Below are 13966 nucleotides of genomic sequence, written 5' to 3'. Positions count from 1 at the left end.
CGAGCCTGCTCGCGAAGAGGCCGGAACAGACAACAGAAATGTTGAGGTGAATATGTACAACTGGATCGACGCCCTCGCCGACCTGCAATCCCAGGGTGAACCCTGCGTGTTGGTCACCATCATCGAAGAGCTCGGCTCGACGCCGCGTAACGCCGGCTCGAAGATGGTCATCAGCGCCAACCAGACCTTCGACACCATCGGTGGCGGGCATCTGGAATACAAGGCCATGCAAATCGGCCGCGAGATGCTTGCCAGCGGTAAGCAGGACACTCACCTTGAGCGCTTCAGCCTCGGCGCCAGCCTGGGTCAGTGCTGCGGCGGCGTGACGGTGTTGCTGTTCGAACCGATGGGCCAGGTCCAGGCGCAAATCGCCGTATTCGGTGCCGGCCACGTCGGCCGGGCGCTGGTGCCGCTGCTCGCCAGCCTGCCCTGCCGGGTGCGCTGGATCGATTCGCGGGAAGCCGAATTCCCGGAACAGATCCCCCACGGCGTCCGTAAAATCGTCGCCGAAGAACCGGTGGACGAAATCGATGACCTGCCCGCCGGCAGCTACTGCATTGTCATGACCCACAATCACCAGCTCGACCTCGAACTCACCGCCGCGATCCTCAAGCGCAACGACTTCGCCTACTTCGGCCTGATCGGTTCGAAGACCAAACGGGTGAAATTCGAACACCGCTTGCGTGACCGTGGTTTCGACAGCGCCGCGCTGCAACGCATGCGTTGCCCGATGGGCATCGGCGAAGTCAAAGGCAAGTTGCCTGTGGAAATCGCCATCTCCATCGCCGGCGAAATCATCGCCACCTATAACGCCAATTTCGGCCAGCACACCGCCAGCGCCGGATCATCGATCGCCAAACTGCTGCCTGCTTCACGCCGCAGCCACGCTTCGAACTAAAAAGCCACGAATTGAGAACGACAATGCCTCTGACTCGCAAAGCCTACCGCGCCGCCATTCTGCACAGCATCGCCGACCCCGCCGAAGTGGGCATCGAAGCCTCTTATGAGTATTTCGAAGACGGCTTACTGGTGGTCGATAACGGCCAGATCAGCGCCCTTGGTCACGCCAGCGCCTTGCTGCCGACCCTGCCGGCCGATATCGAAATCACCCATTATCAGAACGCGCTGATCACCCCAGGCTTCATCGACACCCACATTCACTTGCCGCAAACCGGCATGGTCGGCGCCTACGGCGAGCAGCTGCTGGACTGGCTCAACACCTACACCTTTCCGTGCGAAAGCCAGTTTGCCGACAAGGCTCACGCTGACGAAGTCGCGGACATTTTCATCAAGGAACTGCTGCGCAACGGCACCACTACGGCGCTGGTGTTTGGCAGCGTGCACCCGCAATCGGTGAACTCGTTCTTTGAAGCCGCCGAACAGCTGGACCTGCGGATGATTGCCGGCAAGGTGATGATGGACCGCAACGCGCCGGACTACCTGACCGACACCGCCGAATCCAGCTATATCGAAAGCAAGGCACTGATCGAGCGCTGGCATGGCAAGGGTCGCCTGCACTACGCGGTCACCCCGCGGTTCGCCCCGACCAGCACTCCGGAACAGCTGACCCTCGCCGGCCAGTTGCTCAGCGAATTCCCTGATCTGTACATGCAGACTCACATCAGCGAAAACCTCAAGGAAGTCGAGTGGGTCAAGGCGCTGTTCCCGGAGCGCAAGGGCTACCTGGACGTCTACGACCACTACAAACTACTCGGCGAACGTTCGGTATTCGCCCACGGCGTGCACCTGTGCGATGACGAGTGCGCGCGACTGGCGGAAACCGGCTCGGCGATCGCCTTCTGCCCGACGTCGAACTTCTTCCTCGGCAGCGGCCTGTTCAACCTGCCGATGGCCGAGAAGCACAAGTTGAATGTCGGCCTCGGTACGGACGTCGGTGGCGGCACCAGTTTCTCGCTGCTGCAAACGTTGAACGAAGCGTACAAGGTCATGCAGATGCAAGGTGCGCGACTGAGCCCGTTCAAATCGCTGTACCTGGCCACACTCGGCGGCGCTCGTGCGCTGCGCCTGGAAGACAAGATCGGCACCCTGCAACCGGGCACTGATGCGGACTTCCTGGTGCTGGACTACAACGCCACACCGCTGCTGAGCTATCGCTTGAAGCAGGCCAACAACATTGCCGAGACGTTGTTTGTGTTGATGACGCTGGGGGATGACCGGACGGTGTTGCAGACGTATGCGGCGGGGAATCAGGTGCATCAGCGTTAAGTTTTCTTCGGCCATAAAAAATCCCCCGTACTCTTCAGTCCGGGGGATTTTTATTGCCTGTCAGATTGCTATCGCGAGCAGGCTCGCTCCCACAGTAGATCTCTAATGGACACAAGATTGGCGTTCAACACAAATCCAATGTGGGAGCGAGCCTGCTCGCGATGGGCGCGACTCGGTCTGACTTAAAGCTTGGCGACCGGCCGCCCTGGCTTCTTGGTCTGCAACAAATGCGAGAACACCGCATGCAAATCATCCGACGCGCTTTCTTCGTCGAGGTTGAGTTTGCTGTCGATGTGATCCATGTGATGCATCATCAGGTCCACCGCCAGCTCAGCATTGCGCGCTTCGATGGCGTCGATCAGCTGGGTGTGCTCGTCGTAGGAACAGTGGGAACGATTGCCGCTTTCATACTGGGCAATGATCAACGACGTCTGGGACACCAGGCTGCGCTGGAAGCTGATCAGCGGCGCGTTTTTCGCCGCTTCGGCCAACTTCAAGTGGAACTCGCCCGACAGGCGAATACCGGCGCCACGATCGCCACGGGAGAAGCTGTCGCGTTCGTCGTTGACCATCTGGCGCAACTCGGCAATCTGCTCGGCAGTGGCGTGCTGCACCGCCAATTCAGTGATCGCACGCTCCACCAGACGCCGGGCCATGAACACCTGGCGAGCCTCTTCGACACTCGGGCTGGCGACGACAGCGCCACGGTTCGGCCGCAGCAGCACGACGCCTTCATGGGCCAGGCGCGACAGCGCGCGGCGAATGATGGTGCGACTGACCCCGAAAATTTCCCCCAGCGCTTCTTCGCTCAACTTGGTACCGGGCGCCAGACGCTGTTCGAGGATGGCCTCGAAGATATGCGCATAGACAATATCGTCCTGAGTACCGCTGCGGCCGGCTTTGCCTGCTCGCGGTTGTTTCTTTAGGGGTTGCAACTGTTCGTTCATGGGCACTCGAGTCGGAAGAACTGCGGCGAATAGACCGTGACTGTAATACGGCACAGTGGGTCGCTGGCAAGTATCGCGTAAAAAACACTGCGATTGTACACAATGGAGGGTGGCAGCACGACTGTACGGCTGTTTGTCACTTCCGCTGTATTGCAACGACTGGTTACTTTTGAGTTTAGGCTTGAACGCAGAATCCTGTAGGAGCTGTCGAGTGAAACGAGGCTGCTCCTACGTTGGACGACTTCGCTTCGGATATTTTCGTACGTAATAAGGAACACCGCTGTCATGAACGACGTCACGCACACGCAGCTCCGCCCTTTTGCCGATACATCGCCTTCTGCGATCGTCGCCGGCTTCATTGCGATGATGACCGGTTACACCAGCTCGCTGGTCCTGATGTTCCAGGCCGGGCAAGCGGCGGGTCTGACCAGCGGGCAGATTTCCTCGTGGATCTGGGCGATCTCCATTGGCATGGCGGTGTGCTCGATTGGCCTGTCTCTGCGTTACCGCACGCCGATCACCATCGCCTGGTCGACACCCGGCGCGGCGCTGCTGATCACCAGTCTGGGCGGCGTGACCTACGGCGAAGCCATTGGCGCCTACATTACCTGCGCGGTGCTGGTGACGATCTGTGGTTTGACCGGCAGCTTCGAACGGCTGGTGAAAAAGATTCCCGCGTCGCTGGCCGCCGCCCTGCTCGCGGGCATTCTGTTCAAGATCGGCAGCGAAATCTTCGTCGCCGCCCAGCACCGTACCGCGCTGGTATTGGGCATGTTCTTCACTTATCTGGTGGTCAAACGCCTGTCGCCGCGTTATGCCGTACTGGCCGCGCTGTTGATCGGTACGGCGCTGTCAGGGTTCATGGGCTTGCTGGACTTCAGCGGCTTCCATCTGGAAGTGGCGACGCCGGTCTGGACCACGCCGCACTTCTCCCTGGCCGCGACCATCAGCATCGGCATTCCGCTGTTTGTGGTGGCGATGACGTCGCAAAACATGCCGGGCATCGCGGTATTGCGCGCCGACGGTTACACCGTGCCCGCCTCGCCGCTGATCACCACCACCGGCATCGCTTCGTTGCTGCTGGCGCCGTTCGGTTCCCACGGGATCAACCTGGCAGCCATCAGCGCGGCGATTTGCACCGGACCTCATGCCCATGAGGATCGTAACAAGCGCTACACAGCGGCCGTCTGGTGCGGGATTTTCTACGGGATTGCCGGGGTGTTCGGCGCGACGCTGGCGGCGTTGTTTGCCGCGTTACCGAAAGAGTTGGTGCTGTCGATTGCGGCACTGGCGCTGTTCGGCTCGATCATCAATGGCTTGAGCATTGCCATGAATGAAGTGAAGGAACGTGAAGCGGCGCTGATTACCTTTATGGTCACGGCGTCGGGGTTGACGCTGTTTTCCATCGGTTCGGCGTTCTGGGGGATTGTGGCGGGGGTGTTGACGTTGGTGATCTTGAACTGGCGTAAAGCCTGAAAAGCAAAAGATCGCAGCCTCGTTTCACTCGACAGCTCCTACATTGGAATGTGTTCATCCTGTAGGAGCTGTCGAGTGAAACGAGGCTGCGATCCTTTGATCGTCACAAAAAAACGGCGACCCTTGGGTCGCCGTTTTTTAGAACATCAAGCTACCGGATTGATCGGCTTTTCCGGGTACCAGACGTCGATCAGCGGGCTGACAGTCGCTTCAGTCAGTTCGCTGCGGCCTTTGAGCCAGGCTTCAACAGCGGCACGCTGCTCTTCGGACACCGAGCCACGCTTCTGCAGGCAAACCAGACCGAAGTCGTCGCCGCCAACATAGCCCAGACCGTTGGCTTCCATGGCTTCTTTCAGGAACGCGTCGAGGAAAGCATCAATGGCTTCATCGGCCAAATCTTCTTTGAAATCCAGGTTCAGTTCGAAACCCAGCTCTTGAAATTCATCGACGCACAGTTTTTTGCGCAGACGCTGGGAACGGTTAGTCGCCATTGGAACAATCCTCATAAGTAATAACGGGCGGCACTTTAGCAGTTTAAGGCGCCGATTGCCCGTCTCTCTGGGGTGCAAGCCCTACCGTCGGTAAAAAATAGCGGATTAGAAGGCCAGGGCACGGCACAAGCCGCTACACCTTGGGGCATAATGCCGACACTTTCATGACCACTGAGGGAATTTATCTTCATGCCCTCGTCTTTTTCCCCCTCGGCTGTAGGGTTTTATTTCACATGATCAAATCTTTGCGTCCATTGTTACTGGCCGGTTTTCTGCTCCCTCTGGCCTTCTCTGTTTCCGCCGCTTCGATCAACACCGCGCTGTCGCCCAACGTTGAAAAAGCCCTCAAGGCCAGCAAGATGCAGGACAACGCCCTGTCGCTGGTGATGATCCCGCTCAACGGACCTGGCACCCCGACGATTTTCAATGCTGACGTCTCCGTCAATCCGGCCTCGACCATGAAACTGGTCACCACTTACGCGGCGCTGGAAATGCTCGGCCCGAATCACCAGTGGAAAACCGAGTTCTACACCGACGGCACGCTCAGCGGCGGCATCCTCAACGGCAACCTCTACCTCAAGGGTGGCGGCGATCCGAAGCTGAACATGGAAAAACTCTGGTTGCTGATGCGTGACCTGCGCGCCAACGGTGTGACGCAAATCACCGGCGACCTGGTGTTGGACCGCAGTTTCTTCGTACAACCGCAACTGCCCGAGTTCAACGACGATGGCAATGACGAGAACAAACCGTTCCTGGTCAAACCCGATTCACTGATGGTCAACCTCAAGGCCCTGCGTTTTGTGGCGCGTAACGACAACGGCCGGGTGCTGGTGTCGGTGGAGCCGCCGATTGCCACCATTCGCATCGAAAACCAGGTTAAAGCCGTCAACTCCAAGCAATGCACCGGTGGCGTGCGCTACAACCCGGTGACTCAGGCCGATGGCAGCGTGACCGTGACGGTCGGCGGCCAGTTGGGCGAGGGCTGCAGCTCCCAGACTTACCTGTCGTTGCTCGACCACGCGACCTACACCGCAGGCGCCGTGCGGGCGATCTGGAAGGAACTGGGCGGCAGCATTCAGGGCAAGGACCGTCTGGCGCCAACACCCAAAGATGCCAAGGTCCTGGCTCGGGCCTTCTCGCCGGACCTGGCGGAAATCATCCGCGACATCAACAAATACAGTAACAACACCATGGCCCAGCAGCTGTTCCTGAGCCTGGGTGCGCAGTTCCGCACCGAGGCCGACGGTGACGATGCCAAGGCTGCACAGCGTGTGGTGCGTCAGTGGCTGGCGAAGAAGGGCATCACCGCGCCGCACCTGGTGATGGAGAACGGTTCCGGCCTGTCCCGTGCGGAACGGGTGAGTGCGCGTGAAATGGCCGGCATGCTGCAAGCGGCCTGGAAAAGCCCGTATTCGGCCGAGTTCATCAGTTCGATGCCGATTGCCGGCACCGACGGCACCATGCGCAAACGCCTGAAGACCACGGCGATGCGCGGTGAAGCACACATCAAGACCGGCACTTTGAATACGGTGCGGGCGATTGCCGGTTTCAGCCGCGACATCAACGGCAATACCTGGGCGGTGGTGGCGATCCTCAACGACAAGGCTCCGTTTGGCGCGTCGTCGGTGCTGGATCAGGTGCTGCTGGACCTGTATCGCCAGCCGAAACTGCCGGAAACGGCTTCGGTGCTCTAACCGGATCTACCAGACACCCAAGATCCAATGTGGGAGCGAGCCTGCTCGCGAAGACGGCGACACATCCAGCAACGATGTGATTGACAGACCGCTTTCGCGAGCAGGCTCGCTCCTACAGGGTTTTACGTACAGCCTGGCCTAACTCATCTCTCCTTCTACTCGATCCCGTCCTGCCAGTTTCGCCGCATACACCCCCGAATCCGCCCGCAGCAACAGCGCATCCGCGCCCTCCCCGACTCGCCAACTGGCAATCCCGAAACTGGCGGTCACTGTCCCGACGCCTTCGATCGGCGAACTGCGCAACCCTTGCCATAGCTGCAAGGCCAGGACATGGGCATGCTCGCCGTTGATGTCCGGGCAAAGCACCATGAACTCCTCGCCACCCAGGCGACAGAACACGTCGGTGCGCCGCAGCCGAAGGCCGATGCGTTCGCACACAATCTGCAACACCCGATCGCCGACAGCGTGGCCATGCTGGTCATTGATGCGTTTGAAATGGTCGATATCGAGCATGATCACCGACAGTTCGCCGCCACCGCGTTCGACCCGGGCCATTTCGGTGGTCAGGCGTTCCTGGAAATAGCGGCGGTTGTGGATCCCGGTCAGAGAGTCGGTGATCGATAGCGCCCGCAGTTCTTCTTCCACCCGTTTCAAGTCGGAGATGTCCGAGACATAGCCGTGCCAGAGCACGCCGCCACCGGGCAATTCCTCCGGTGTCGCCTCGCCACGAACCCAACGCAGGCCACGCAGGGGCAGCTGCACGCGGTACTCCTCGCGCCAAGGGCTGAGGGTGTCCGCCGACGCCCGGATCGAAGCGCGGACCCGGGTGGTGTCCTGCGGATGAATCCGCGTGAAAATCGCTTCGGCGTTGAGCAACAGCACATCCGGTTCAAGTTCGTAGATCTCGCGAATACCGTCGCTGGCGTAGATCACGCTGAAGCGCCCATCGAACTCCATCTTGAATTGGTAGATCCCGCCGGGCACATGGGCGCTGAGTTTCTTCAACAACAGGTCCCGTGCCGCCAGGGCCTCGTGGACCCGCTTGCGTTCAGTGATGTCGATACAGATCGCCAGGTGCCCGACCCACAAGCCTTGCTCGTCGAGGACCGGGGTCGCCAGCATGTTCACCGTCAAATGGCTGCCGTCGCTACGCAGCAGCGTCCATTCCCGCGCTTCGTGGCCGCCCTCCTCGCCGCCCTCGACCAACATCGCCTGGCAGGTCGGAATCGGTTTGCCATAGCGCGCGCTCAACTCCGCCGAACGTGCCAGGAGCTCTCGGGGCAGGTGCAGGTTTTCCAGGGTCATATGGCCCACCACCTCGGTGCTGGTGTAGCCAAGCATTTGCTCGGCCCCGGCATTAAAGGTTTGGATAACCCCGCGCAGGTCGGTGGCGATGATTGCCACCTGGGTCGCGGCATTCAGCACGCCGCGCAACTGGCCATGGGTGCCGCGCAACTCCTGCTCGCGGGCGCGCAGTTCCTGGGTCCGTTGCTCGACCATTTTCAGCGCCCGTTGACGCTGACTGACCAGCACATAGAGCAAGGCACTGAGCAACAGACTGAGCAAACCGCCCAGCACCACCAGGGTGGTCACCGAAGAGTGATTGGCTCGCAGGAAGGCATCGCTGGGCTGAATGTCGACTTGATAGTCATGGTCGGCAAGCCGCAACAGCCGGGTCGCGGCCAACTCACTGGGGGCTGGGGTGTTGGGGGATTCATAAAGCACTTCGTGCTGATCGTCTGTGGATAAGTCGAGGATGCGCACTGAAAGATAGTCACGGCCAGCCTCCGGCAGCCCGTCCGCCAGCAACTGATGCATGCTGATCACGGCCATGACATAACCGTACGGTTTCACCCCCGCCGTAGCCGGACTATTACGCAGCAACACCGGTGCGACCAGCAGCACGCCGCGGGCGAAGGCCGGTTCGATACTGACCAGATGCATCGGCTGCGATACCGCCATGCCGCCGTGCTGATCGGCCCGTTCAAGGGTGGCGCGGCGCAAGGGTTGAGCCCACAAGTCGTAGCCCAGCGGCGAGCCGAGTTTGCTTTGGGTCTGGCTATACAACACCGCCACGTACTCATCCCGTTCAGCCGCCAGTTGCAGTTGGCCGTCGGCATTGAGTTCGCGCAGGGTGAAGTCGGGTAAACCCTCTGCACGCACCTGGCGTTCAAATTCCGCCCGTTCCGCACCGGTTATCCGCTTGGCGAACGAATAGGCCTGAGTCCGGTGCAGCAGCGGTTGGGTGTAACCGTCGAACTCCGCGCGGGAGACCGAATCGGAATTGGCAAAGAACCGGCGCAGGCCATCGAGGCGCTGCTCCTGATCTTCGAAGCGTTCTTCGATACGGCTGTAACGCTCACTGGCCAGCAGTTGGAAGCGTTGCCGTAATTGTTGGTGAAACAGATTCAGCGTCGACCATGCCAGCAATCCCGTGAGAATCCCGCCGACGATCAATACCAGCAGCGCGACCAGCCAGGCCGAGACATCTTCACTGATAAAACCCAGGATCTTCGGGCGCACGGCGTGCAACGACATAGACGCAACTCAAAACGCCAGGTGCGGGAAAGCCCATTGGCCATGCGTTGAGTTATAGCTATTAGCCATCAATTTGACCAGCACAGAAAGAAGCCAAGAGCCTTTAAAAATCAAGGCTCTGTGGATCCAATCCCGCCAAGTGTCAACGAGCCGTGATTTTCCAGGCACGGTGGATTTTGCCATTACGGGCGAAATCCGGATCGATGGTCTGGGCGGTGATTTCCTCGACCGCATAACGCGCGGTGAGGTTTTCCTCGAGCTGGAACTTGCGGAAGTTGTTGGAGAAGTACAACACGCCACCCGGGGCCAGACGCGCCATGGCCAGGTCGATCAATTGCACCTGGTCACGCTGCACGTCGAAGATCCCTTCCATGCGCTTGGAGTTGGAGAACGTCGGCGGATCGATGAAGATCAGGTCGTATTCGTCACGGCAGGCGTCGAGCCAGGCCATCACGTCGCCCTGCTCCAGACGGTTTTTGTCGGAGAAACCGTTCAGCGACAAGTTGCGACGAGCCCAATCCAGATAGGTTTTCGACAGGTCGACGCTGGTGGTGCTGCGCGCGCCGCCCTTGGCTGCGTGAACACTGGCGGTTGCGGTGTAGCTATACAGGTTGAGGAAGCGCTTGCCGGCTGCCTCTTTCTGAATCCGCATGCGCATTGGCCGGTGATCGAGGAACAGCCCGGTGTCGAGGTAATCCGTGAGGTTCACCAGCAGCTTCACGCCGCCTTCATTGACCTCGACGAACTTGCCCTGTGCCGCTTGGCGTTCGTACTGTTTGGTGCCGCTCTGACGCTCGCGGCGCTTGACCACCACGCGGCTCTTGTCGATGTTCAGGGCCTGCGGAATGGCAGCCAGGGCATCGAACATGCGCGCCGAGGCTTTTTCCGGATCGATGGATTTCGGCGCGGCGTATTCCTGGACGTGGACCCAATCCTGATACAGGTCGATGGCCATCGAGTATTCCGGCATGTCGGCATCGTAGACGCGGTAGCAGTCGATGCCTTCACGCTTGACCCACTTGCCGAGGGCCTTGAGGTTCTTTTGCAGACGATTGGCAAACATCTGCCCGCCTTCGCTCAAACGCGGCTGCTCGATCACCACCGGTGCCGGTTTGATCGGGTTGCCGTTCTTGTTGTACTTCTCGTACTTGCCGGGTGCCACATCGTTGTCTGCGACTTCGACTTCGGCTTGAACTTGTTCGCGCTCAACCTGACGCTGTTCCGGAGTGCGACGTTCGCCAGTGACGAACTGGTCCGGCGTGACTTTGATCAGCAGCAACTTGCACGGCAACGCGCCGTTCCAGAACGAATACTGTTTGTGGCTGCGGATGCCCATGCGCTTGCCCAGGTCCGGGGCGCCGGTGAATACCGCGGCTTCCCAGTTCAAGCAGGCCTGACGCAGACGTTCGCCGAGGTTCTGGTAGAGATAGAGCAAGCTTGCTTCATCACCCAGACGCTCACCGTACGGTGGGTTGCAGATCACCAGGCCTTTCTGGTTCTGGTCTGGACGCGGCTCGAACGTCCCGACTTCGCCCTGGTAGATCTTGATCCACTCGCTCAGGCCGGCACGTTCAACGTTGTTGCGGCCCGGTTGAATCAGGCGCGGATCGGCTTCATAACCGCGAATCCACAGCGGTGGCTTGGCCAGACCGGCCGCGCAACGCTCAGTGGCTTCTTCGTGAAGCTTTTTCCACAGGGCCGGGACGTGACCGAGCCAGGCCGTGAAACCCCACTGCTCGCGACGCAGGTTCGGCGCCATGTCGGCGGCGATCATCGCGGCTTCGACGAGGAACGTACCGACACCGCACATCGGGTCAGCCAGCGCGCCGCCATCGGCCGCAATGCGTGGCCAGCCGGAACGGATCAGGATAGCGGCCGCGAGGTTTTCCTTCAGCGGTGCCGCGCCCTGCTGCAAGCGATAGCCGCGCTGGTGCAGGCTGTGGCCGGAAAGGTCGAGGGACAGGATCGCTTCGCCGCGGTCCAGGCGCAGGTGAATGCGCAGGTCCGGGTTGAGCTTGTCGATGGACGGACGATCGCCCTGCGGCGTGCGCAGTTTGTCGACGATGGCGTCCTTGACCTTCAAGGCGCCGAAGTGGGTGTTGTCGATGCCCGAGCCGTGACCGCTGAACTCAACGGCCAGGGTGCCATCGTTGAGCATGTGGTCTTGCCACTCGATATCCAGCACGCCGTGATAAAGGTCTTCGGCGTCCTTCATCGGGAAACGCTTGAGCACCAGCAGCACCCGGTTCGCCAGACGCGACCACAGGCACAGACGATAAGCGGTTTCCATGGTTGCCATGCCGCGCACGGCAGAAGTGTGCTCACGCGCTTCTTCAAGGCCAAGCCCGACGGCTTCCTCGATGAGCAGGCCTTCAAGGCCTTTTGGGCAAGTGAGGAAGATTTCGAATTGATCGGACATTGGAATTTCAGAGCCTTTAGCTAAGTGAACCGGCAACGCATTGCCGGCCCGGTTTTCAATCAGGCGCTTTTCTAAAAGAGCGCCCGCGTGGCACGAAGGTGTGCCGTCCCACCCTTGCTGCTCGGGTTAAAAGAGCTTAGATGCAAAGACAGATAAAAAAGTTGATGCAACAAAATGTCATAAGTCGACCCTTCGTCGAATAATGCCCCACTGCAACGCGAGCCATTCTCAGCAAAGGATTAACCCCATCATGCAGCGAGGGGCTGATCATACCGGGGTTTTGCCAATAAACACGGGACAACATCGTGTTACTTATCGCCATACCATCTTTATCGTTACGTCCTTATGACAAAACGATCATTCCCTCGATGTGACGCATTGGTTAGAACTCAATACAGGTTGACGCCGCAATGACGTCAACACCTTGGCTCGCGACGCCGGCAGCGAGCCCCAACGGCAGAAGTTTTTCTGCCAGACCTCGATTGAGGTCGACGCGATAAATACAGTCAACAAGTGAGGGCAACACCCTATGAGAAGACTTAAGCGTGATCCGTTGGAAAGAGCATTTTTGCGCGGATATCAATATGGCGTTGGTGGCAAATCCCGTGAGCTTTGCCCATTTACTCTACCGTCGGTACGCCAAGCCTGGATTAATGGCTGGCGAGAAGGACGCGGCGACAACTGGGACGGTATGACCGGCACTGCGGGAATCCATAGACTCAACGAACTTCACGCCGTCGGCTAACACAGGGCACACACTCCGACACGACAATCTGATTACGTAACGACTTACCACGCACGCCCCATCCGGGCGGCGGGCTTCGGCCCAGGGGCTCCTTCGAGGAGCCCTTTTTTATGCCTGCTCCCCACACATTCCCCTGTAGCAGCTGCCGAGCCTGCGAGGCTGCGTTCGGCTGCGAAGCAGTCGTAAACCCTGCATGCAAGGTGTGCCTGCAAGACCGCGGTGTTTGATTTCACGACGGCTGCGCCGCCGAACGCAGCCTCGCAGGCTCGGCAGCTGCTACACGGTCAGCGCAAGGCTGCTATTGCGTCGACGGATTCACGAATCAGTGCCGGGCCTTTATAGATGAAGCCGGAATAGAGCTGCACCAGGCTGGCACCCGCAGCGATTTTCTCAGCCGCGTGCTTGCCTTCGGTGATGCCGCCCACGGCGATGATCGGCAAGCGACCGGCCAACTCGGCCGCCAGCACCTTCACGGTGTGGGTGCTCTTGTCACGAACCGGTGCGCCGGACAGACCGCCCGCCTCGTCACCATGCTCCATGCCTTCTACGCCGACGCGACTCAGGGTGGTGTTGGTGGCGATCACCGCGTCCATCCCGGTTTCGATCAGCGCTTGCGCGACCTGAGCGGTTTCTTCGTCGGTCATGTCCGGCGCAATCTTGATCGCCAGAGGTACATGTTTGCCGTGGCGCAGCGCCAGTTCTGCGCGGCGCGTGGCCAGGTCGGCCAACAATTGCTTCAGCGAATCGCCAAATTGCAGGCTGCGCAGGCCCGGGGTGTTCGGCGAGCTGACGTTGACTGTCACGTAGCTGGCGTGGGCGTAGACCTTGTCCAGGCAGATCAGGTAGTCGTCGACCGCCCGCTCAACCGGTGTATCGAAGTTTTTGCCGATATTGATGCCCAGCACGCCCCTGTACTTGGCCGCCGCCACTCGGGCCAGCAGGTGATCGACGCCGAGGTTGTTGAACCCCATGCGGTTGATGATCGCCTCGGCTTCCGGCAGACGGAAGATGCGTGGCTTCGGGTTGCCCGGCTGCGGACGCGGGGTGATGGTGCCGATTTCAACAAAACCAAAACCCAGTTGCGCAAAACCGTCGATGGCCGCGCCGTTCTTGTCCAGACCGGCCGCCAGACCCACCGGGTTCGGGAAGTCCAGGCCCATGACAGTCACCGGCATTTTCGCCGGTGCCTTGCACAGCAAGCCGTTGAGGCCCAAACGCCCGCCCGCGCCGATCAGGTCCAGGGACAGATCGTGGGAGGTTTCCGGGGAAAGTTTGAACAACAGCTGACGGGCCAGGGTGTACATGGGCGGGTTTGACTCTGGGCTACGAAAAGTGGCGGCGATTATAGCCGGGCATCGGGGTTGCAGGCGAGGCGCGCGACAAAATCAGCGAGCGATGGCATATGCCTTGCACCGTCACTCACATAAGCA

Annotated in this window: 10 protein-coding genes; 5 read left to right on the top strand and 5 right to left on the bottom strand. The window is 59.9% G+C overall.

The annotated features are described in order from the left end of the window. Nucleotides 1–52 precede the first annotated feature (52 nt). Nucleotides 53–898 (top strand): xanthine dehydrogenase accessory protein XdhC, encoded by an 846-nt coding sequence (gene xdhC, locus JFU47_RS26585; protein ID WP_140893627.1) that lies wholly within the window; start codon nucleotides 53–55, stop codon nucleotides 896–898. A 23-nt stretch (nucleotides 899–921) separates the two neighbouring features. After that, nucleotides 922–2226, top strand: a complete 1305-nt coding sequence (gene guaD / locus JFU47_RS26580) for a guanine deaminase (protein ID WP_201186833.1) — start codon at nucleotides 922–924, stop codon at nucleotides 2224–2226. Between the two features lie 182 nt (nucleotides 2227–2408). On the opposite strand, the gene JFU47_RS26575 is transcribed toward guaD, so the two are convergent. Continuing rightward, nucleotides 2409–3173 carry a GntR family transcriptional regulator gene (locus tag JFU47_RS26575; protein WP_046047886.1) on the bottom strand — a complete coding sequence of 255 codons (765 nt, stop codon included), beginning with the start codon at nucleotides 3171–3173 and terminating at the stop codon, nucleotides 2409–2411. A gap of 285 nt (nucleotides 3174–3458) precedes the next feature. On the opposite strand from JFU47_RS26575, the gene JFU47_RS26570 reads away from it, so the two are divergent. Then, a complete protein-coding gene (locus JFU47_RS26570; protein WP_201186831.1) occupies nucleotides 3459–4649 on the top strand; it encodes a benzoate/H(+) symporter BenE family transporter in 1191 nt (396 codons plus the stop codon). Between the two features lie 146 nt (nucleotides 4650–4795). On the opposite strand, the gene JFU47_RS26565 is transcribed toward JFU47_RS26570, so the two are convergent. Further along, nucleotides 4796–5140: a YggL family protein gene (locus JFU47_RS26565; RefSeq protein ID WP_007896965.1), complete on the bottom strand. Its 345-nt coding sequence runs from the start codon at nucleotides 5138–5140 to the stop codon at nucleotides 4796–4798. 233 nt (nucleotides 5141–5373) lie between these two features. Here JFU47_RS26565 and dacB point away from each other — a divergent pair, with 233 nt between their 5' ends. Then, complete coding sequence (gene dacB, locus JFU47_RS26560) at nucleotides 5374–6834, top strand: D-alanyl-D-alanine carboxypeptidase/D-alanyl-D-alanine endopeptidase (protein ID WP_140679769.1); 1461 nt, start codon at nucleotides 5374–5376, stop codon at nucleotides 6832–6834. Between the two features lie 138 nt (nucleotides 6835–6972). Here the strand turns inward: dacB and JFU47_RS26555 are convergent, their stop codons facing one another. Together JFU47_RS26555 and rlmKL are read right to left on the bottom strand one after the other, a co-directional pair. Then, nucleotides 6973–9372 (bottom strand): sensor domain-containing diguanylate cyclase, encoded by a 2400-nt coding sequence (locus tag JFU47_RS26555; protein ID WP_201186830.1) that lies wholly within the window; start codon nucleotides 9370–9372, stop codon nucleotides 6973–6975. Nucleotides 9373–9514: 142 nt separating this feature from the next. Continuing rightward, on the bottom strand, nucleotides 9515–11791 hold the full coding sequence (gene rlmKL, locus JFU47_RS26550) for a bifunctional 23S rRNA (guanine(2069)-N(7))-methyltransferase RlmK/23S rRNA (guanine(2445)-N(2))-methyltransferase RlmL (protein WP_201186826.1): 2277 nt from the start codon (nucleotides 11789–11791) through the stop codon (nucleotides 9515–9517). A 529-nt stretch (nucleotides 11792–12320) separates the two neighbouring features. Here rlmKL and rmf point away from each other — a divergent pair. Continuing rightward, nucleotides 12321–12536, top strand: coding sequence for a ribosome modulation factor (rmf, locus tag JFU47_RS26545; protein WP_003223300.1), 216 nt, complete (start codon nucleotides 12321–12323; stop codon nucleotides 12534–12536). Nucleotides 12537–12820: 284 nt separating this feature from the next. Here rmf and JFU47_RS26540 read toward each other — a convergent pair whose 3' ends face one another. Further along, nucleotides 12821–13840 carry a quinone-dependent dihydroorotate dehydrogenase gene (locus JFU47_RS26540; RefSeq protein WP_140679777.1) on the bottom strand — a complete coding sequence of 340 codons (1020 nt, stop codon included), beginning with the start codon at nucleotides 13838–13840 and terminating at the stop codon, nucleotides 12821–12823. Nucleotides 13841–13966: the final 126 nt, after the last annotated feature.

Origin of the sequence: Pseudomonas sp. TH39(2020), from assembly GCF_016650715.1 — a bacterium.
GTDB classification, from domain to species: Bacteria; Pseudomonadota; Gammaproteobacteria; order Pseudomonadales; family Pseudomonadaceae; genus Aquipseudomonas; species Aquipseudomonas mandelii_C.
Note: the sequence above shows the minus strand (reverse complement) of the source record. Positions and strands in the feature narration are given on the sequence as shown.